The organism is Provencibacterium massiliense (genome assembly GCF_900169495.1).
GTDB classification, from domain to species: Bacteria; Bacillota; Clostridia; order Oscillospirales; family Ruminococcaceae; genus Harryflintia; species Harryflintia acetispora.
The window spans coordinates 78,205-97,028 of record NZ_FWCH01000009.1 but is presented as its reverse complement, the minus strand read 5'-3'; the positions used below and the strand labels follow the sequence as shown (position 1 = coordinate 97,028).

Sequence of the window (18,824 nt, the reverse complement as noted above, 5' to 3'; positions counted from 1 at the left end):
AATTTTTTTGCCCCCAGGATTTACCGCTTGTAAGCGGGCGGCAATTTCCGGTATGATGGAGAAAAACGGGAGGAAGCCATGCAAAAACTGGTTTTGATTTTCTCATTTCTTCTGTCCTTTCTTTTTCTTTCCCAGGGCGCCACCGCACAGGAGGGCACCGTCTTCGGGGAGGATGACCGTGTGCCGGTGGCGGACACCACGGCGGCCCCCTACAACGCCATCTGCAAACTGAAGATCACCTACCAAAACGGGACCACCGGCGATGGGACCGGCTTTCTCTACGGCCCCGGGCTGCTCGCCACGGCGGGACATTGCCTCTATGACACCAGCTACGGGCGGGGCGGGCAGGTGGCGTCGGTCACCGTCTACCCGGGACTCAATGCGGAGGGGGCGCCCTTCGGCAGCCGTGAATTACGGGAGGACAACGCGGGCTTCTATCTGCCCGAGCGGTGGAAGCAGGACCGGGATTGGCGGTTCGACTACGGGGTGATCGCGTTTTTTGAGCCCTTTGAGGAGATGCAGCCGCTGCAGCTGGCCGATTGGGAGACGTATCCCGATTCTGCCCTCGCCGGCACAGAGGCGCTCATCGCCGGGTATGACGGCGCCATGCAAAGCCCGCTGCTCGCGCACGGGATGCTTTCGCTGGTGCGGGAGGACGACCTGCTCTACCGGCTCGACATCTCCCACGGGCAGAGCGGCGCGCCGATTCTGGATTTGCAGAGCCGGGTGATCGGAATCCAGAACTACGGCGCCAATGTCGGTTTTGCCGCGGGGGAGATGCCCTATAACTCGGGCGCCAGGATGAACAGGACGCTGAGCGAGTTCCTGCTTAGGGTAGAAAATATATCGTCACCCTCTTGACAGGGGGATGATAGAGCGGGGTTTCAGCCTTGCGGGCCTTCTTCCACTTTATCGCATTGAACGGGGGCCGATAAACATAAAGCCCCCCTTTTCGGAAAAACTAACCGAAAAAGGGGGCTTTGCCGTTATGCTGAACATCCAAAAATGCGCCATCATCGGCACCGGGTTCGTCGGGGCGACCACCGCCTTTGCGCTGCTGCGCAGCGGGCTCTTTTCCGAGATGGTGCTCATCGATCAAAACCGCGAGAAGGCCGAGGGCGAGGCGATGGACCTGAGCCACTGCGACCCGTTCGTGCGCCCGGTGAACGTCTGGGCGGGGGACTACTGCGACCTCGTCGATTGTGCGCTGGTGATCATCACCGCCGGGGCCAACCAGGGCCCGAATGAGACCCGGCTCGACCTGGTACAGAAAAACACCCGCATCTTCGGCTCGATCATCCCGCAGATCGTGCGCTATAACCGGGAATGTATCTTGCTGGTGGTGGCCAATCCCGTGGACGTGCTGACCTATGTGGCGCTGAAACTTTCCGGCTTCCCGCCCGAGCGGGTGATCGGCTCGGGCACCGTGCTGGACACCGCCCGGCTCAAGTATCTGCTCAGCGAGCACCTGGAGGTGGACAGCCGCAATGTGCACGCCTTCATCATCGGCGAGCACGGGGATACCGAGCTGCCTGTCTGGAGCAGCGCCAATGTTTCGGGGGTGGACATCGCCGACTTCTGCCGCAGCTGCCAGAAATGCGGGGACATGGCCTGCATGAAGGAGATTTACGACGAGGTCAAGAACAGCGCCTACGAGGTCATCCAGAAGAAGGGGGCGACCTACTATGCCATCGCGCTGGCGGTGCTGCGGATCGCCGAGGCCATCCTGCGCGACGAGCATTCGGTGCTCACCGTTTCGGGGCTGGTCAGCGGGCACTATGGGCTGGACGGCCTCTGCCTCGGGCTGCCGAGCATCGTCGGACGGCGGGGGATCGAGCAGACCCTCGACGTGCCGCTCGATGCGGGCGAGCAGCAGGCGCTCGAGAAGTCGGCCCGGGCGCTCAAAGAGGTCATTGACCAATTGGAATTATAAGCAAAAGGACCGGAGCATGTGCTCCGGTCCTTTTGACTATACTTTTTTTCGCTCGAACAAAGAGAAGACCACCGCCGCGAAGGCGAGCAGGCATAGCCCGGCCCAGAGGAAGAAGGCGCCGTTCCAGCCGAAGGCGTCGCTGAAAATCCCGGTGAACATACTGCCCAGGGCCGCGCCCAGATAGGTGAGGAAGTTGAGGATTCCCGAGAGCTGGGCGCTGCGTCCGGTGTGGGCAAATTTGAGCGGGACGATCGCGGTGGTGATGACATTGATGCAATAGAGCACCGCCATGATCGCGCTGATCACCCCGACCGATCCGAAGAAGCTGCGCTGCAGCACGATCAGCCCGAGGCTGAGCGCCAGGAGCAGCGCCGAAAGCAGGAAGAGCGAGATGTTCGAGCGGCCCTTCGACTTCTTGTCGATCCAGGAGGAGAGCAGGATCCCCACCGTGCCGATGACCGGCACCAGGATGGAGGACATCGACACCAGCCCCCCTGCCCCCTCGCCCGCGAGGTCGCCGAGAATGGTCGGGGTCCAGAGATTGATCGACTCCTTGACAGCGCCCTGCACCATGCAGATGATGGCGGTGATGATCATGGTGAAGCTGAACAGGATTTTTAAGAGCCCCACTGCCGGCTTGGCGGGCGCCTCCGCGGCGGGCGCCCCGGGACCGCCGGTTTCGGCCTCCTCCGTGCACAGCTCTTCGAGGGAGTGGTCGAACTCCTCGGGGAAATTGCGCACCATGAACATCCAGAAGATTAAAAAGATTAGCGTGCAGGCGGCCGGCAGGAAGAAGGCCCAGCGCCAGCTGACAAAGCTAATCAGCAGTCCGGTGATTCCCCAGGAGAGGACGTACCCCACGGTGGTCGGCAGCGAGATAATGACCGAGACTTGCCCGTACTGCCCGGAGGTGAACCAGCTCGAGCAGATGCGCACGATGGAGGACCAGATCATTGAAAGAGCGAAGCCGTTGAGCCCCCAGAGCACCGTCAGAAGCAAGTAGCTGCGGCAAAGCCCGATGAGCAGGTTGCAGCAAAGCGAGCAGAGCAGCCCCAAAAAGACCATGTTCTTGGCGTTGAGCCGCTGGGCGAACCCGCCGCTGATCAGCTGACCGAGCGCGTAGGTCCAGAAAAAGACGGTTCCGGCCATCCCGAGCATCGATCGGCTGGCGCCCAGGTCCTGGCCCAGCGGGGTGAGCACCACCGAGAGATTGGTGCGGCAGAGGTATGATACGGTGTAAGCCAGAAAGCACAGCAGCACGGTGCGCCGCTGGAGCTGCCGGAGTGAGTGGCGGTCGGGCTGTTTTGGGGCTCGCTGCAATAGAATCCTCTCCTCGTCGATTGGTCTATCAACAGAAAGACTGCCGCGTTTCCGAACGCGGCAGTATTATCATAACTCTTCCAGCTTTTTTGTCAAGGGAATCTCAGTCCAGCTCGGCGAAATATTCCTCGCAAAGGTAGGGGCGGACCGTGTCCGAGCTGAGCTCCTGGAGCTGTTTTACAAAGCCCTCCTTGCGCCCGGCGGCGATCAGCAGCCGCAGATGGACCACCGCGCCGAAGTCGCTGCCGAGGGTCTTTACCCCGAACTGGGGCAGCAGGTAGCTGATCTTACCGTAGAGGGAGTAGTCGCAGTCCAGCTCCAGCACGGCGCACGGGCGCATGGTCTTGATTCCGGCGGCGTCCACTGCCAGCTTGGCCGAGTGGGAGTAGGCGCGCACCAGCCCGCCCCCGCCTAAGAGAATCCCACCGAAATAGCGGGTGACCACCACACAGAGGTCACAGAGCCCCTCCTTTTGCAGCACGTCGAGCACCGGCAGCCCGGCGGTGCCCTGCGGCTCGCCGTCGTCCGAATAGCGGCGCAGGTTCCCCTCACGCAGAATATAGGCATAGACGTTGTGGGAAGCGTCCCAATACTTCTGGCGAAGCCCGGCGATCCATTCGGTCGCCTCCGCCTCATGCTGCACCGGTCTCGCGGTGCCGATGAAGCGGGAGCGCCGCTCGGTAAATTCATCGCTGGCCTCCTGCCGGATGGTCCGGTAATCCACAAAAACCCGCCTCCTCCGAATGAATTTGAGAGCAAAACAAAAATGGCGCGGAAGCCTCCGCGCCATTTTATCATTCTTATTTGCCCAGGTTGAAGCGCTTGTTGAAACGATCCACACGTCCGCCGGTGTCGACCAGCTTCTGCCGCCCGGTGAAGAACGGATGGCACTTGGAACAAATTTCCACGCGGATGTCCTTCTTGGTGGAACGGGTCTCGATGACCTCGCCGCAAGCGCAGGTGATGGTGGTGGGCTCGTACTTCGGATGAATACCCTTCTTCATATCTTTCACCTCTTTCAGCCGACGAGGAGCTTGACCTCGTCCATATCGGTAGTACGACTAATCATAGCACAGTTCATTTTAAAATGCAAGCAGAAGTTTCAGGAAATCCGCTCAGACGCCCAAAAGCGCCTTGACACCGGCCGAAACCTGCTCATAGAGCTGCTGTGCCTGCTCCAACGTGGCGGCGCTCAGCGAATAATAGACCTTGATTTTCGGCTCGGTCCCCGAGGGGCGCACGATCACGCTGGCCCCGTTTTCGAGGGTGTATTCGAGGATGTCCGATTCGGGCAGGGTGATCGTCTCCTCCCCGCCGTCCGCCAGCGCCCGCTTGCCGCTCAGATAGTCCCCGGTGGCCGCGACCGCATGGCCGCCGATCTCGCTCGGCGCCCCGGCGCGCAGGGCGCGCAGCATCCCGGCCATCTTCACGCTGCCGTCCTCGCCCTCGAAGGTGTAGCTGTCCACCACATTGAGGTACCGCCCGCAGACGCTGTAGATCCCGTCGAGCACGTCGAGCAGGGTCTTGCCCTTGGACTTGTAGTAGGCGGTCATCTCGCAGATGATCATCGCCGCGTTGACCGCGTCCTTGTCCCGCGCGTGCGGCCCGGTGAGATAGCCCGAGCTCTCCTCGAAGCCCAATAAGAACCGGTCCGCCTCGCCCTTCTGCTCGAGCTCGGCCACCAGCTCGCCGATGTACTTGAAGCCGGTCAGCACGTCGATCACCTGCACGCCGAGCTCCCCTGCCAGCCGGTCGCACAGCTTGGTTGAGACCACCGACTTGACCACGATCGGGTCCTTTGGCAGGGTGCCCGTTTCGCGGCGGCGCTCCACGATGTACTGGAGCATGAGCACCCCGATCTCGTTGCCGCTCAGGCGCACGATCCTGCCCTGGTGGCGCACCGCCACCCCCGCGCGGTCGGAGTCCGGGTCGGTGGCGAGCAGGATGTCATAGCCCAGCCGCTCGCAGAGGCGCAGCCCCAGCTCCATCGCCGTGGCCTCCTCGGGGTTCGGGTAGGGGCAGGTCGGGAAGTCGCCGTCGGGCTGCTCCTGCTCGGGCACCACCGCGACCGTTTCCACCCCGATCCTGTCCAGAATTTTGCGCACGCAGTGGTTGCCCGCGCCGTTTAAGGGGGTGTAAACCACGCTGATGGGCGACTGGCGGCAGATATCCTTGTCCACCTGCTCGCTGAGCACCGCGTCGATGTAGGCGTCCACCGTATCCTTGCCAATGTACTGGATCACTCCCGTGCGCAGCCCCTCCTCGAAGGGGATGGTCTTGATCCCGCTAAAATAGTCCACCGTTTCGATCTCGCGCAGGACCTCGTCCGCCTCCTCGGGCGAGAGCTGATAAGCCTCGGGCCCATAGACCTTGTAGCCGTTGTACTTGGCGGGGTTGTGGCTGGCGGTGACGACGATCCCCGCCTGGCAGTGCAGGTGGAGAATGGCGAAGGAGAGCGCCGGGGTGGGCATGAGCTCGTCGAAGATATGTACCTTGATCCCGTTGGCAGCCAAAATCTCTGCCGAGCGCTGCGCAAACAGGGTGGAGTTGTTCCGGCTGTCGTAGGCGATGGCGACCGCGGCGTCCCCATATTTCTTGCCCAGCCACTGGCAGAGCCCCTGGGTGGCCGCGCCCACGGTGTAGACGTTCATCCGGTTGGTGCCGGCGCCGAGCACGCCGCGCAGCCCGGCCGTGCCGAAGGACAGGGTGCGGTAGAAGCGGTCGCCAATCTCTGGCTCATCGTTTGCGACGGCCAGCAGATCAGCTTTGAGCGCGGGATCGTCCACCTTCTCGCACCAGGTTTGATACAGCTTATGAGAATCACTCATCTCGAGCACCTCCGGTTATAGTGGTTAAGAGTTAGCTTACTCCTTTATTCTATCATTTTTTGCTGAATTTGGAAATGGATAATCCAAATTTTTGTCCGGTTTGCCGCCGCCGCGCTTGACAATGCCCGCCCGCTTCCGATATAATTGGTTTTATTATAAGGGAGGGAGGCGCGCCGCGGTGGGGTGGAAGATGGTTTGTGTCCGGATCCAGAAAGGAAACGTTTTTGCCGTCCAGGGGACAGGTGCGCCTTTTTTGAGACGGTGACGGCAATTCCAATCGGAATTTTGGGCCGCAGCGTCGCTGCGGCCTTTTGTTTTGCCGGCAGGGCGTTCCTGCCCCGGCTTTCACAAATATTTGAAAGACGGGAAGGAAACGCGATGAATCTTAACAAACAGATCAAATGCCTCTATTTATATGAGCTCCTGAGCGGCTTCTCTCTGGGCGAGGGGGTATGGGTCATTTTCCTCCTCATGCGGGGGTTTTCCCTGCTGGAGGTCGGGATCGCCGAGGGCTTTTTCCATGTGGTCAGCTTCTGCTGCGAGGTGCCCAGCGGCATGCTCGCCGACCTGCTCGGGCGAAAGCGCACCCTGGTCTGCAGCCGGCTGATGAGCGGGGCGGCGGCCCTGGGCATGCTGATGAGCACCGACCTCTTCGGCGTCTGCCTGTCGCTGGGGCTCTGCGCGATGGAGTATAACCTTGCCTCCGGCACCCGGGAGGCGATCACCTACGATTCCCTGTTGCAGGAACGCGAGGCGGGTCGGTATCTGCGGGTGTGCTCCAATCAAAATCTGCTTTTTCGCCTGGCACAGGGCGGCGGGATCCTGCTCAGCGGCGTGGCGCTCCTCATCGGCTGGCGCTGGTGCTACCGGCTCGACGTTTTGCTGGGGCTTTGCGGCGCGCTGGCAGCGCTGGCGCTGCGCGAGCCCGCAGTCACCGAGCGCCAGCGCGAGCGGCCCCGCCTGGGGCTGCGCCGGCTGCCGGGAGAGTTGGCCCGGCAGACAAAGGACTCCCTGCGCTTTTTGCGCCGCACCCCGCGCGCCTTTTTGTGCATGCTGGCGGGGTCGGCGGTCGAGACGGGGAGCATTCTCTGCGGCTTCTTTTTGCAGCAGCAGCTGACCGAGCAGGGGGCCTCCTCCTATCTGCTGGGGCTGTTGCTGCTGGGCGTCAGCCTCGGCGGGATGGCGGGGGCGAAGGCGGCGGTCCTGCTGGCAAAGCGTATTAGCTACCGGCAGACCCTGGCGCTTTGCGGCGCCGGGACGGCGCTGGGGCTGCTGTTCGCCGCGGGCAATGGCCTCCTGCTCGGGGTGGCGGGCGGTTTCTTGAGCGCAATGTGGAGCGAGGCGCTGGCCACCGTCAACGACCGGGAGCTCAATTCCATGATCCCCTCCGATCAGCGGGCCACCCTGATCTCGATCGGCTCGATGACCTTCAGCGTGCTGATGATGGGCGCCTCCCCCGCCGCCGGGGCGCTGGGCGGGCGGCACGGGATCGGCAGCGCCTATCTCGCATTGGCCGCGGCGCTGCTGCCGGCGGTGGGGCTGCTGCTCTTCCTGCTCGGGCGCTGCCCGGTCCCCCGCTGCGAGGCGGAGGAGACGGAGCCCTAGCCGCAAGCGGGCCGGGATATCTGTAGGGGGGTATACCATTTGCGCGCCGTTCATGGTACAATAAGGCGACAGGATTCGACAGCGGGGAGGACGAGCGGATGTTTGCAAAGACCATGAGCCTGGGCCTGATGGGGATCGACGCGTTCCCGGTCACCGTGGAGGTGGACCACCACCGGGGGATGCCCGCCTTTGAAATCGTCGGGCTGCCGGATGCGGCGGTCAAGGAGGCGCGGGACCGGGTCAAGGCTGCGATGGGCAACAGCGGGCTGGAGCTGCGCCCCGGCCGGGTGGTGGTCAACCTCGCCCCGGCCGACCTGCGCAAGGGCGGCACCCTCTACGACCTTCCTATATTAATAGGACTGCTCGGCGCGCTGGGGGAGCTGCCCGGCTCCTTCGAGGGCTTCGCCTTTCTGGGGGAGCTCTCCCTCTCGGGCGAGGTGCGCCCGGTGCCCGGCATACTGCCGATGGTGCTCAAGGCGAAGGAGCAGGGCCTGCGCGGGGTGTATCTTCCGGCGGCCAACGCCCGGGAGGGCTCCATTGCCGGAGGGATCGATATCTACCCGGTGCAAAGCGTCATGCAGCTGCTCGACCACTTTGCCGGGCGAAAGCCGATCGAGCCCGCGCCGCCGCTCGAACTTTCACAGGCGCCGGCGCAGCTCCTGCCGGACTTTAGGGACGTCAAGGGCCAGGCGATGGCGCGGCGGGCCGCCGAGATCGCGGCGGCGGGCGGGCACAATCTTTTGATGATCGGCACCCCGGGTTCCGGGAAGAGCATGATCGCCAAACGGATTCCCTCCATCCTGCCCCCGCCCTCCTTCGCCGAGGCGATCGAGATCACCAAGGTCCACTCGGTGGCGGGGCTGCTGCCGCCGGATACCCCGCTGCTGCGCACGAGGCCGTTCCGCGCGCCGCACCACACCGTCAGCCCGGCGGGGCTCTCGGGCGGCGGGCCCATCCCGCGCCCGGGCGAGGTCTCCCTGGCCCACGGCGGGGTGCTCTTTTTGGATGAGCTGCCCGAGTTTTCCCGCGCGGCGATGGAGGTGCTGCGCCAGCCCATCGAGGACGGCGCGGTGACCATTTCCCGGGCAAACGCGCGGCTGCGCTACCCGAGCACGATCATGCTGGTGGCGGCGATGAACCCCTGTCCCTGCGGGTACTATGGACATCCGGCCAAGGAGTGTATCTGCGGTGAGAAGAAGATCGACAGCTACATCGGGCGGGTTTCCGGGCCGCTGCTGGACCGGATCGACCTGCACGTCGAGGTCATGCCGGTGGAGTTCGACACCCTGTCAGCGGGGGCCGAGTCGGAGTGCTCGGCCGACATCCGCGCGCGGGTGATCGCGGCGCGGGAGCGCCAGCTGGCCCGCCGGGCATGGACCGGGGCCGACTGCAACGCACATCTGGCCCCCGGCATGGTACGGGAGGTTTGCCAGATGAGCGGCGAGGCGCTCGAAGTCCTGCGCCGGGCCTTCGAGCGGATGGGCCTCTCGGCGCGGGCATACGATCGGGTTCTCAAGGTGTCCCGCACCATCGCCGACCTGGACGGCAGCGAGAAAATCGAACGCCGGCACGTCGCCGAGGCGGTGCAGTACCGCAGCCTGGACCGCAAATATTGGCGCCGGAACCGGGATTAGACCGGAGCCGGCCGCCCCAAGATAAGGGAAGAAAGGGAGGAAGCATATGGTCAAGCATATTGTGATGTGGAAGCTGCGCGCTTTTGACAGCGGGCGGGAGCGGCAGGAGGCCGCGGAGAAGATCAAGTCGGGGCTCGAGGCCCTGGCGGGGAAGGTGGAGGGGCTGCAGCGCGCCGAGGTGGGGATCAATTTTAACCCCGCCGGGTACGACCTCTGCCTGTATACCGAGCTGCGGGACCGGGCGGCGCTCGATTTCTACCAGGACCACCCGGAACATTTAAAGATGAAGGCATACATCCACACCGTGATCACCGAGCGGGTGGTCTGCGACTGGGAATGCTGAAAACAGGCCGTATATTGCAGCAAAATGACCGTTCCGGGGACAAAAAACACCCCCGGGACGGCGTTTTTTCATAAAATTACGGGTTTCAAGAAAAATATTTTGAAAAAACTTGTATTCTTTCCTTTGGTATGGTATATTATTTAAGCGTGACTGCACAAGATATGCGTTGAAGCGGGAGGTTGCCGCAGTTTGCGGGTAATTTCCGCCGAGTATGTCCGATTTCAAACCGGGCGACTTTAAATACCGACAGGTTGTGTCGTGGCCCGTCCGACAGGCTCTTTGGCCTGCGGTGGGACAGGCATGAAGTCCGGCTAAACCTGCGCGGGCCGCGCCCAGAAGGGTTCGGCTCCCGTGCGAAGGGTTTATCCGGTTTTTCTATGCAAAGCGACTGAACACACGGCGGCGTGTTCGGAATTTAAAAGGAGCCTCACGACAAAGAATTAGGAGGCGATGGCAAGTGGCAGTCAAGGAAAAAATCAGAATCAGACTGAAAGGTTATGATTCCTCTCTGGTGGATGCGTCTGCGCAGAAGATCGTGGAGACCGCGAAGCGCACCGGGGCAAGGGTATCCGGCCCGATTCCCCTGCCGACCGAGAAGGAGATCGTGACCATTTTGCGCGCGGTCCACAAGTACAAGGACAGCCGCGAACAGTTTGAGATGAGAACCCACAAGAGACTCATAGACATCCTGCGCCCGTCCAACAAGACGGTGGAAGCGCTGACCAGTCTTGAGCTCCCCGCCGGCGTGGACATCGAGATCAAGCTCTAAGGTCCAGCCGCTCATCGCCGCCCGCTCAGGAGGGGCGGTAGGTCAAGTTGGCACACTGCCAACCAATAACCGAAGGAGGTAAACCAAAACCATGCAAAAATGTATCATCGGCAAAAAAGTCGGCATGACCCAGATCTTTGACGAGAAGGGAAATGTCATCCCCGTCACGGTGATCGAGGCGGGTCCGTGTATCGTCGTTTCCAAGAAAACAACCGAAAACGACGGCTACGAAGCCGTGCAGATCGGTTATGGCGACGTTTCGGACAAGAAAGTCAACAAGCCGCAGAAGGGCCATTTCGCGAAAGCGGATGTTGCGGCGAAAAAACACCTCAAGGAATTCAGGCTCGATGACTGCTCCGCGCTGAATGTCGGCGACCTGATCAAGGCGGATACCTTCGAGTGCGGCAACGCAATCGATGTGATCGGCACTTCCAAGGGCAAAGGCTACGCGGGCACCATCAAGCGTTACGGCAACCACCGGCTCAAGGAAACCCACGGTTCCGGTCCTGTTGCGCGGCACGCGGGTTCCAACGGCGCGACCTCCAGCCCGTCGAGAGTGTTCAAGGGCAAGAAGCTTCCGGGCCACATGGGCGCCGAAAGAGTGACGGTCCAGAACCTCACGGTGGCCAAGGTGGATGCGGAAAATAACCTGATCGCGATCAGAGGCGCTGTGCCCGGTCCGAAAGGCGGACTGGTGTACATCACCGACAGCGTGAAGGCGTAAGGGAAGGAGGAAGCACTATGCCAAATTTACAGGTAGTGGATATGACCGGCAAGAGCGTCGGCGAGATCACCCTCTCGGACGCCATCTTTGGGATCGAGCCCAACAAGTCCGTTCTCCACGATGCGGTAAAGAACTATCTTGCCAACCAGCGCCAGGGCACCCAGTCCACCCTGACCCGCACTGAGGTCAGCGGCGGCGGCAAGAAACCCTGGAGACAGAAGGGCACCGGCCATGCGCGCCAGGGTTCCACCCGCGCTCCGCAGTGGCGCCACGGCGGTATCGCGCTCGGCCCCAAGCCCCGCGACTACAGCTACACCCTCAACCGGAAGGTCAAGCGGCTGGCCATCAAGTCGGCGCTCTCTTCCAAGGTGCAGGAGAACAACCTGGTCGTGGTCGACAAGATCGCGAGCGAGGATTACAAGACCAAGACGATGGTCGAGATGCTCAAAGCCCTCGGCGCCGAGCGCAAGGCGATGATCGTCATGCCGGGCGTGGACGCCAAGGTCATCAAGAGCGCGGCGAACATCCCCGGGGTGAAGACCGCTTTAGTCAACACCATCAACGCCTACGACCTGCTCTGCTACGATAAGGTCATTATCGACAAGAGCGCCGTAGAGAAGATCGAGGAGGTGTACCGGTAATGAAAACCGCTCACGACGTCATTCTCAAGCCGATCATCACCGAGGCCACCATGGCCGGTGTTGCGGACAAGAAATACACCTTTAAGGTCGCGAAGGATTCCAACAAGATCGAGATCGCCCAGGCGGTCGAGAAGCTGTTCGACGTGAAGGTTGCCAAAGTCAACACCCTGAACGTGCGCGGCCGGTATAAGAGACAGGGCATGCACGGCGGTTACACCCCCGCGTGGAAAAAAGCCGTCATCACCCTGAAAGAGGATTCCAAGGGGATCGAGTTCTTCGAGAGCATGGTCTAAGCCGGAATCCCTCGAGGCCCCGGACGCAAGACGCGGCGCGGCCTCACAAGAAGAATTCTGTTGCCGCGACAGCGGCGCGAGGTGCCGTGCGCCGAGGATTCTTAATGAGAAAAACCGCGCGGCCGCCATCGGCGGCAGGAAGCGCGCGAGCGCGACAGCGGTTTTTCCAATGAATCGAGAGGCAGAGCCTCGAGATTCTATTGTATGGGATGACTCATAAGTCCCGCTAATTTCAGTTATGAGGAGAGTGAAATCGAATGGCTATTAAAAGCTATAAGCCTACTACGCCGTCCAGACGGTCGATGACCGTCACCGATTTCTCTTCGTTGTCTAAGGTCAAGCCGGAGAAGAGCCTGCTCGAACCGATGAAAAAGCACTCCGGCCGCAACAACAACGGTAGAATCACCGTCCGCCACAAGGGCGGCGGCAACCGCACCAAATACCGTGTGATCGACTTCAAGAGAGATAAGAGAGACATGCCCGCCACCGTGCTCACCCTGGAGTACGACCCCAACCGCAGCGCCCACATCGCGCTGGTGCAGTATGAGGACGGCGAGAAGCGCTATATCCTGGCGCCCAACGGCCTGAAGGTCGGGCACATCGTGATGGCCGGCGAAAAGGCCGACATCAAGCCGGGCAACGCGCTGCCGATGACCAACATCCCGGTCGGTACCTTCATCCACAACGTTGAGCTCTATCCCGGCAAGGGCGCGCAGCTCGCGCGCAGCGCGGGGATCATGGCCCAGCTGATGGCCAAGGAGGGCGCCTACGCCCTGGTGCGCCTGCCCTCCGGCGAGCTTCGCAACGTGCCGGTCGGCTGCATGGCCACCATCGGCCAGGTCGGCAATGTCGACCACGAGAACGTCAAGATCGGTAAGGCCGGCCGCAAGCGCCACATGGGCGTGCGCCCGACGGTGCGCGGTTCCGTCATGAACCCCTGCGACCATCCGCACGGCGGTGGTGAGGGCAAGTCGCCGATCGGCCGCCCGTCCCCGGTTACCCCGTGGGGCAAGCCGACCCTCGGTTACAAGACCCGCAAGCACCACAACCGCTCCGACAAGTTTATCGTCAAACGCCGCAACGCGAAGTAACGCGGGCTGAAAGGAGGCAGATGATCAATGGGTAGAAGTATCAAGAAGGGCCCATACGTGCAGCCTGTGCTGCTCAAGAGAGTGAAGGAGCTCAACGCTTCCGGTGAGAAGCGCGTGCTCAAGACCTGGAGCCGTTCCTCCACCATTTTCCCGGATTTCGTTGGACACACGTTCGCCGTTCACGACGGACGCAAGCACGTTCCGGTTTATATCACCGAAGATATGGTAGGCCACAAGCTCGGCGAGTTTGCGCCTACCAGAACCTACAAAGGCCATGCCGGGGCAAGAAAGACCAAATAGAGCAGGGCTGAAAGGAGGAGAAATAATGGAAGCAAGGGCTTATCTGAAATATGCCCGCATCTCGCCGCGTAAGGTCGAGATCGTGCTGAACCTGATCAGGAACAAGCCGACCGACATGGCGATGGCAATTCTTAAGCACACTCCCAAGGCCGCCTGTGAGCTGCTGGAGAAGCTGCTGAAGAGCGCGATCGCCAATGCCGAGAACAACCACAGCATGGATCCGCAAAATCTCTATGTTGCCGAATGCTTTGTGACTCCCGGTCCCACTCTCAAGAGGATCCGGCCCAGAGCCCAGGGCAGAGCCAACAGGGTTTTAAAGAGAACGTCACACATCACCCTTGTCCTTAAGGAAAAGGAATAAGCTGAAAGAGGAGGTAAACTATGGGCCAAAAAGTGAATCCCCACGGTCTTCGCGTGGGCGTAATCAAGGACTGGGATTCCCGCTGGTTTGCTAAGGACAGTGCTTTCGGCGATACCCTCGTTGAGGACTACAATCTTCGCAAGTTCCTCAAAAAGACCCTGTACGCCGCAGGCGTCCCGCGCATCGAGATCGAGCGCGACGCGACCAAGGTTCGTATCCATATCCACTGCGCCAAGCCGGGCATGGTCATCGGCAAAGGCGGTTCCGAGATTGAGAAGCTGCGCCTGCAGTGCGAGAAGCTGATCAACAAGAACAAGACCGACAAGGTTGCGGTCTTCGTCAATATCGTCGAGGTGAAACAGCCCGACAAGAACGCACAGCTCGTTGCCGAGAGCATCGCCAGCCAGCTCGAGCGCCGGATTTCCTTCCGCCGCGCGATGAAGCAGTCGATCCAGAGAGCGATGAGACTGGGCGCCAAGGGAGTCAAGGTCTGCGTTTCCGGCCGTTTGGGCGGCGCGGAGATCGCGAGGACCGAACATTACCATGAGGGCACGACGCCGCTCCAGACGCTGCGCGCCGACATCGACTACGGCTTTGCCGAGGCGAATACGACCTATGGCAGAATCGGCGTTAAGGTTTGGATCTACGCCGGAGAGGTTCTGGGCGACGTGAGACAGCCCCGCAGGGAAGGAGGCAAAAGATAATGCTGCTTCCGAAGAGAGTAAAGTACCGCAGAGTTCACAGAGGCCGCATGAAGGGCCAGGCGACCAGAGGCACCACCGTGACCTACGGCGATTTTGGCCTGCAGGCTCTTGAGCCGGCCTGGATCACCTCGAATCAGATCGAGGCGGCCCGTATCGCCATGACCCGTTATATCAAGCGTGGCGGCCAGGTCTGGATCAAGATTTTCCCGGACAAACCGATCACCGAGAAGCCGGCCGAGACCCGAATGGGTTCCGGTAAGGGCAGCCCGGAATACTGGGTCGCCGTTGTCAAGCCCGGCCGCGTGATGTTCGAGATCGGCGGGGTTCCCGAGGAGCTCGCCCGCGAGGCCATGCGTCTTGCTGCGCACAAGCTGCCGGTCAAGTGCAAATTCGTCTGTAAGGAAGAAAAGGGGAGTGAGGAGTAATGAAGGCTGTTGAGATTAGAGAACTTTCCGCCTCAGAGCTTAACGAAAAACTGGCTGACCTCAAAGCCGAGCTTTTCCACCTGCGCTTCCAGCACGCGATCAATCAGCTCGAAAATCCCGCCCGCATCAATGCGGTGAAGAAGGATATCGCACGCATCATGACCGTGATGACCGAGAATGCTGACAAGAGCGCGCAGTAATTTGGAAGGGAGGAGCAGGCTGTGAGCGAAAGAAACCTCAGAAAAACCAGGGTTGGAACCGTTGTCAGCGACAAGATGGACAAAACCATCGTGGTTGCCGTCAAGGACAACGTCAAGCACCCCCTTTATAAAAAGATCATGAAGAGCACCTATAAGCTCAAGGCGCACGACGAGAAGAACGAGTGCAACATCGGCGACAAGGTGCAGGTTATGGAAACACGTCCCCTGTCCAAGGACAAGAGATGGAGACTTGTGAAAGTAATCGAGAAAGCGAAATAATCATTCTGCCGAAAGGAGGAACGCTCTGTGATACAGATGCAGACCCGTCTCAAGGTAGCCGACAACACCGGCGCGAAGGAGCTCATGTGCATCCGCGTGCTGGGAGGCTCCCGCAGGAGATACGCCAATATCGGCGACGTGGTGGTGGCTTCGGTCAAGAAGGCCGCTCCCGGCGGCACCGTGAAAAAAGGCGATGTTGTAAAGGCAGTGATCGTGCGTTCAGCCAAGGGTGTCCGCCGCAACGACGGGACCTATATCCGTTTTGACGAAAACGCTGCCGTTATTATAAGAGAAGACAAAAACCCGAGGGGCACCCGTATCTTTGGACCTGTGGCGAGGGAGCTGCGCGACAAGGAATACCTCAAGATTTTAAGCCTCGCCCCTGAGGTTCTGTAAGGAGGTGCTGACCATATGAACAAATTGCATGTGAAAAAGGGTGACACCGTAGAGGTCATTTCCGGCAAGGACAAGGGCAAAAAGGGCAAGGTGCTCGAGACCAGCCCCAAGGAGGGCAAGGTCATCGTCGAGGGGATCAACGTCGCGACCAAGCACGTCAAGCCCCGCGCGATGGGTCAGCAGGGCGGGATCGTCTCCGCCGAGGCTCCCCTGTACGCCTGCAAGGTTATGCCCGTCTGCCCGAAGTGTGGAAAGAAGACCCGCGTGTCCCACAAGATTTTGAAAGACGGTACCAAGGAAAGAGTTTGCAATCATAAAGACTGCGGCGAGACTTTCTAAAGTGAGGAGGAGAAGACATGGCTAGGTTAAACGACTACTACAAAAAAGAAGTAGCCCCGGCCCTGATGAAGAAATTCGGCTACAAGAGCGTCATGCAGATCCCGAAACTTGAGAAGGTCGTCATCAACGTCGGCTGCGGCGAAGCCCGCGACAACCCGAAGATCATCGACGCGATCGTTACCGACCTTTCGGCGATCACCGGCCAGAAGCCGATCGTCTGCCGGGCGAAGAAGTCGGTCGCAAACTTCAAGCTGCGCGAAGGCATGAACATCGGCGCCAAGGTGACGCTGCGCAAGGAGAACATGTACGAGTTCATCGACCGGTTCTTCAACGTCGCGCTGCCGCGCGTTCGCGACTTTAGGGGGATCAATCCCAACGGCTTCGACGGCCGTGGGAACTACAACATGGGTATTCGCGAGCAGCTGATCTTCCCGGAGATCGAGTATGACAAGATCGACAAGGTTCGCGGCATGGATATCACCTTCGTGACCACCGCGAAGACCGATGAAGAGGCTCGTGAGCTCTTAACGCTGATGGGCGCACCGTTCGCAAAGTAAGGAGGAACGATTCTTGGCTAAAACAAGCATGAAAGTCAAACAGCAAAGGACTCCTAAGTTCTCTACCCGTGCGTATAACCGGTGCAAGATCTGCGGCAGGCCGCACGCTTATCTTCGCAAATTCGGTATTTGCCGTATCTGCTTTAGGGAACTTGCTTATAAAGGTCAGATACCCGGCGTGAAAAAGGCTAGCTGGTAAGCACAAGCACGAGCAAAGGAGGTTGACGGTATGTATCTTACCGATACAGTCGCTGATATGTTGACGCGTATCAGAAACGCGAACTCAGCGAAACATGATACGGTTGATATTCCCGCATCCAAGATGAAGGCTGCCATCGCGCAGATCCTTCTGGACGAGGGGTATATCAAGAGCTTCCAGAACGTTGATGATGGAAAGCAGGGAATCATCCGTATTGCGCTAAAATACGGTCCCAACAAATCCCAGGTAATTACAGGACTGCGCAGGGTCTCCAAACCCGGCCTGCGTATATACACCAGCTGCAAGGATGCACCCAAGGTCATGAAGGGCCTTGGAATCGCGATATTGTCCACTCCGAAGGGCATTATGACCGACAAGACGGCTCGCAAGGAGAATGTCGGCGGCGAAGTTCTTGCGTTTGTTTGGTAGGGGGGTGTCAGAGAATGTCACGTACAGGTAGAAAACCGATTACGGTTCCGGCGGGCGTGGAAGTCAAGCTCGACGGCAACCACGTCTTCGCAAAGGGCCCCAAGGGCCAGTTGGAGATGGATGCCCACCCCGCGATGGCTCTTTGTATGGAAGGGAACGTCATCACTGTTTCCCGTCCGAGCGACTCCAAGGAGCACAAGAGCCTGCACGGCCTGACCAGAAGCCTGGTCGCCAACGTGGTCAACGGCGTCGCCACCGGCTTTTCCAAGGAGCTGGAGGTCAACGGCGTCGGCTACAGAGCCGCCAAGCAGGGCAAGAACCTGGTTTTGACCGTGGGTTATTCCCATCAGGTCACCATGCCCGAGCCGGAGGGGATCACCATCGAGGTGCCCGCTCCCAACAAGATCGTGGTCACGGGCGCGGACAAACAGCGCGTCGGCCAGTTTGCGGCCGAGATCCGCGGCAAGCGTCCTCCCGAGCCGTATAAGGGCAAGGGGATCAAGTATGTCGATGAGATCATCATCCGCAAGGAAGGCAAGACCGGCAAGAAGTAAGGAATGGAGTGAGAACTTATGGTGAAAAAGCCAGACAGCAATAAAGCCAGGCTTCACAGGCATGTCCGGGTGCGCTCGAAGATTTCCGGCACCGCTGCTTGTCCCCGCCTGAATGTATTCCGCTCCGCGAAACACATCTATGCCCAGCTGATCGACGACGTTGCGGGCGTTACCCTGTGCAGCGCGTCCTCGATGGACAAGGATTTCGACGGTTTTGGCGGTAACAAGGAAGCCAGCAAGCGCGTGGGCGCGGCCTTAGCTTCCAAGGCCAAGGAGAAGGGGATCACCGAGGTCGTGTTCGACCGCGGCGGATACCTGTATCACGGCCGCGTGAAGGAACTGGCAGAAGGCGCTCGCGAGGGCGGCCTCAAATTCTAGCGAGGGAGGTATACTTTTGACTCGAATAGACGCTTCAACTCTGGATTTGAGCGAGAAGGTTGTATCGATCAACCGCGTCGCCAAGACGGTCAAGGGCGGACGGATCTTCAAGTTCGCGGCGCTGGTCGTCGTGGGCGACGGCAACGGGATCGTCGGCTTCGGGATCGGCAAGGCGGGCGAGGTCCCCGATGCGATCCGCAAGGGGATCGAGGATGCGAAAAAGAACCTGTGCAAGATTGCGCTCAAGGGCACCACGATTCCGCATGAGATCGTCGGCGCGTTCGGTGCCGGCCGCGTTCTGATGAAGCCGGCCCCCAAGGGCACCGGCGTTATCGCGGGCGGTCCGGTACGTGCCGTGCTCGAGGTCGCGGGAATCCGCGATATCCGCACCAAGTGCCTGCGCTCGAACAACCCGTGCAATGTCGTCACCGCCACAGTCTGCGGACTGAAGGCTCTGCGCAATGTCGACGAGGTTGCCGCCATCCGCGGCAAGAGCGCGCAGGAAATTTTAGGATAAGGAAG

The 18,824-nt window shown here is 60.4% G+C and carries 29 protein-coding genes; 24 read left to right on the top strand and 5 right to left on the bottom strand.

Going from position 1 to position 18,824, the window contains the following annotated elements:
* Positions 1-78: 78 nt before the first annotated feature.
* Together B5477_RS01995 and B5477_RS01990 are read left to right on the top strand one after the other, a co-directional pair.
* Positions 79-861, top strand: coding sequence for a trypsin-like serine peptidase (locus B5477_RS01995; RefSeq protein ID WP_079698146.1), 783 nt, complete (start codon positions 79-81; stop codon positions 859-861).
* 127 nt (positions 862-988) lie between these two features.
* On the top strand, positions 989-1,933 hold the full coding sequence (locus tag B5477_RS01990; RefSeq protein ID WP_079698145.1) for an L-lactate dehydrogenase: 945 nt from the start codon (positions 989-991) through the stop codon (positions 1,931-1,933).
* Between the two features lie 36 nt (positions 1,934-1,969).
* Here the strand turns inward: B5477_RS01990 and B5477_RS01985 are convergent, their stop codons facing one another.
* The 5 genes from B5477_RS01985 to B5477_RS14785 form a co-directional block, all read right to left on the bottom strand.
* Positions 1,970-3,253, bottom strand: a complete 1,284-nt coding sequence (locus tag B5477_RS01985; RefSeq protein ID WP_159448893.1) for an MFS transporter — start codon at positions 3,251-3,253, stop codon at positions 1,970-1,972.
* Between the two features lie 103 nt (positions 3,254-3,356).
* Complete coding sequence (locus B5477_RS01980) at positions 3,357-3,977, bottom strand: IMPACT family protein (RefSeq protein ID WP_242942094.1); 621 nt, start codon at positions 3,975-3,977, stop codon at positions 3,357-3,359.
* A 76-nt stretch (positions 3,978-4,053) separates the two neighbouring features.
* Positions 4,054-4,257 carry a 50S ribosomal protein L31 gene (rpmE, locus tag B5477_RS01975; protein WP_079698142.1) on the bottom strand — a complete coding sequence of 68 codons (204 nt, stop codon included), beginning with the start codon at positions 4,255-4,257 and terminating at the stop codon, positions 4,054-4,056.
* 111 nt (positions 4,258-4,368) lie between these two features.
* Positions 4,369-6,081 carry a phospho-sugar mutase gene (locus tag B5477_RS01970; protein WP_079698245.1) on the bottom strand — a complete coding sequence of 571 codons (1,713 nt, stop codon included), beginning with the start codon at positions 6,079-6,081 and terminating at the stop codon, positions 4,369-4,371.
* A gap of 44 nt (positions 6,082-6,125) precedes the next feature.
* A complete protein-coding gene (locus B5477_RS14785) occupies positions 6,126-6,473 on the bottom strand; it encodes a hypothetical protein (RefSeq protein WP_143533523.1) in 348 nt (115 codons plus the stop codon).
* On the opposite strand from B5477_RS14785, the gene B5477_RS01965 reads away from it, so the two are divergent.
* From B5477_RS01965 to rpsE, 22 genes are all read left to right on the top strand, one after another.
* Entirely contained in the window at positions 6,460-7,686 is a 1,227-nt protein-coding gene (locus tag B5477_RS01965) for an MFS transporter (protein ID WP_079698141.1), read from the top strand. The two genes, B5477_RS14785 and B5477_RS01965, sit on opposite strands and share 14 nt — an antisense overlap.
* A gap of 98 nt (positions 7,687-7,784) precedes the next feature.
* Positions 7,785-9,320, top strand: a complete 1,536-nt coding sequence (locus B5477_RS01960; protein WP_079698140.1) for a YifB family Mg chelatase-like AAA ATPase — start codon at positions 7,785-7,787, stop codon at positions 9,318-9,320.
* 46 nt (positions 9,321-9,366) lie between these two features.
* Positions 9,367-9,663 (top strand): Dabb family protein, encoded by a 297-nt coding sequence (locus B5477_RS01955; protein ID WP_079698139.1) that lies wholly within the window; start codon positions 9,367-9,369, stop codon positions 9,661-9,663.
* A gap of 457 nt (positions 9,664-10,120) precedes the next feature.
* Entirely contained in the window at positions 10,121-10,432 is a 312-nt protein-coding gene (gene rpsJ / locus B5477_RS01950; protein WP_079698138.1) for a 30S ribosomal protein S10, read from the top strand.
* Positions 10,433-10,523: 91 nt separating this feature from the next.
* A complete protein-coding gene (gene rplC / locus B5477_RS01945; RefSeq protein WP_079698137.1) occupies positions 10,524-11,156 on the top strand; it encodes a 50S ribosomal protein L3 in 633 nt (210 codons plus the stop codon).
* A 17-nt stretch (positions 11,157-11,173) separates the two neighbouring features.
* Positions 11,174-11,797 carry a 50S ribosomal protein L4 gene (gene rplD, locus B5477_RS01940; RefSeq protein WP_079698136.1) on the top strand — a complete coding sequence of 208 codons (624 nt, stop codon included), beginning with the start codon at positions 11,174-11,176 and terminating at the stop codon, positions 11,795-11,797.
* Entirely contained in the window at positions 11,797-12,090 is a 294-nt protein-coding gene (rplW, locus tag B5477_RS01935) for a 50S ribosomal protein L23 (protein ID WP_079698135.1), read from the top strand. Before rplD ends, rplW begins: the two co-directional genes overlap by 1 nt.
* A 257-nt stretch (positions 12,091-12,347) precedes the next feature.
* Positions 12,348-13,181: a 50S ribosomal protein L2 gene (gene rplB, locus B5477_RS01930; protein ID WP_079698134.1), complete on the top strand. Its 834-nt coding sequence runs from the start codon at positions 12,348-12,350 to the stop codon at positions 13,179-13,181.
* 27 nt (positions 13,182-13,208) lie between these two features.
* Positions 13,209-13,481 (top strand): 30S ribosomal protein S19, encoded by a 273-nt coding sequence (gene rpsS / locus B5477_RS01925; protein WP_079698133.1) that lies wholly within the window; start codon positions 13,209-13,211, stop codon positions 13,479-13,481.
* Between the two features lie 25 nt (positions 13,482-13,506).
* The gene (gene rplV / locus B5477_RS01920) at positions 13,507-13,842 is read left to right on the top strand and encodes a 50S ribosomal protein L22 (RefSeq protein ID WP_079698132.1); all 336 of its coding nucleotides are present in this window, start codon (positions 13,507-13,509) and stop codon (positions 13,840-13,842) included.
* Positions 13,843-13,862: 20 nt separating this feature from the next.
* Positions 13,863-14,546: a 30S ribosomal protein S3 gene (gene rpsC, locus B5477_RS01915; protein WP_079698131.1), complete on the top strand. Its 684-nt coding sequence runs from the start codon at positions 13,863-13,865 to the stop codon at positions 14,544-14,546.
* Positions 14,546-14,971 carry a 50S ribosomal protein L16 gene (gene rplP, locus B5477_RS01910; RefSeq protein ID WP_079698130.1) on the top strand — a complete coding sequence of 142 codons (426 nt, stop codon included), beginning with the start codon at positions 14,546-14,548 and terminating at the stop codon, positions 14,969-14,971. The genes rpsC and rplP overlap by 1 nt, the downstream gene beginning before the upstream one ends.
* The gene (rpmC, locus tag B5477_RS01905) at positions 14,971-15,171 is read left to right on the top strand and encodes a 50S ribosomal protein L29 (protein ID WP_079698129.1); all 201 of its coding nucleotides are present in this window, start codon (positions 14,971-14,973) and stop codon (positions 15,169-15,171) included. The genes rplP and rpmC overlap by 1 nt, the downstream gene beginning before the upstream one ends.
* Before the next feature lie 21 nt (positions 15,172-15,192).
* On the top strand, positions 15,193-15,450 hold the full coding sequence (gene rpsQ / locus B5477_RS01900) for a 30S ribosomal protein S17 (protein WP_079698128.1): 258 nt from the start codon (positions 15,193-15,195) through the stop codon (positions 15,448-15,450).
* A gap of 27 nt (positions 15,451-15,477) precedes the next feature.
* The gene (gene rplN, locus B5477_RS01895; protein WP_079698127.1) at positions 15,478-15,846 is read left to right on the top strand and encodes a 50S ribosomal protein L14; all 369 of its coding nucleotides are present in this window, start codon (positions 15,478-15,480) and stop codon (positions 15,844-15,846) included.
* A gap of 15 nt (positions 15,847-15,861) precedes the next feature.
* Positions 15,862-16,185 carry a 50S ribosomal protein L24 gene (gene rplX / locus B5477_RS01890; protein ID WP_079698126.1) on the top strand — a complete coding sequence of 108 codons (324 nt, stop codon included), beginning with the start codon at positions 15,862-15,864 and terminating at the stop codon, positions 16,183-16,185.
* A 17-nt stretch (positions 16,186-16,202) separates the two neighbouring features.
* Positions 16,203-16,742 (top strand): 50S ribosomal protein L5, encoded by a 540-nt coding sequence (gene rplE, locus B5477_RS01885; protein WP_079698125.1) that lies wholly within the window; start codon positions 16,203-16,205, stop codon positions 16,740-16,742.
* A gap of 13 nt (positions 16,743-16,755) precedes the next feature.
* A complete protein-coding gene (locus B5477_RS01880; protein WP_079698124.1) occupies positions 16,756-16,941 on the top strand; it encodes a type Z 30S ribosomal protein S14 in 186 nt (61 codons plus the stop codon).
* Between the two features lie 30 nt (positions 16,942-16,971).
* Complete coding sequence (gene rpsH, locus B5477_RS01875) at positions 16,972-17,370, top strand: 30S ribosomal protein S8 (protein ID WP_079698123.1); 399 nt, start codon at positions 16,972-16,974, stop codon at positions 17,368-17,370.
* Between the two features lie 14 nt (positions 17,371-17,384).
* The gene (gene rplF / locus B5477_RS01870) at positions 17,385-17,924 is read left to right on the top strand and encodes a 50S ribosomal protein L6 (protein ID WP_079698122.1); all 540 of its coding nucleotides are present in this window, start codon (positions 17,385-17,387) and stop codon (positions 17,922-17,924) included.
* An 18-nt stretch (positions 17,925-17,942) separates the two neighbouring features.
* Complete coding sequence (gene rplR, locus B5477_RS01865) at positions 17,943-18,302, top strand: 50S ribosomal protein L18 (RefSeq protein ID WP_079698121.1); 360 nt, start codon at positions 17,943-17,945, stop codon at positions 18,300-18,302.
* A 16-nt stretch (positions 18,303-18,318) separates the two neighbouring features.
* Positions 18,319-18,819: a 30S ribosomal protein S5 gene (gene rpsE, locus B5477_RS01860; protein WP_079698120.1), complete on the top strand. Its 501-nt coding sequence runs from the start codon at positions 18,319-18,321 to the stop codon at positions 18,817-18,819.
* Positions 18,820-18,824 lie beyond the last annotated feature (5 nt).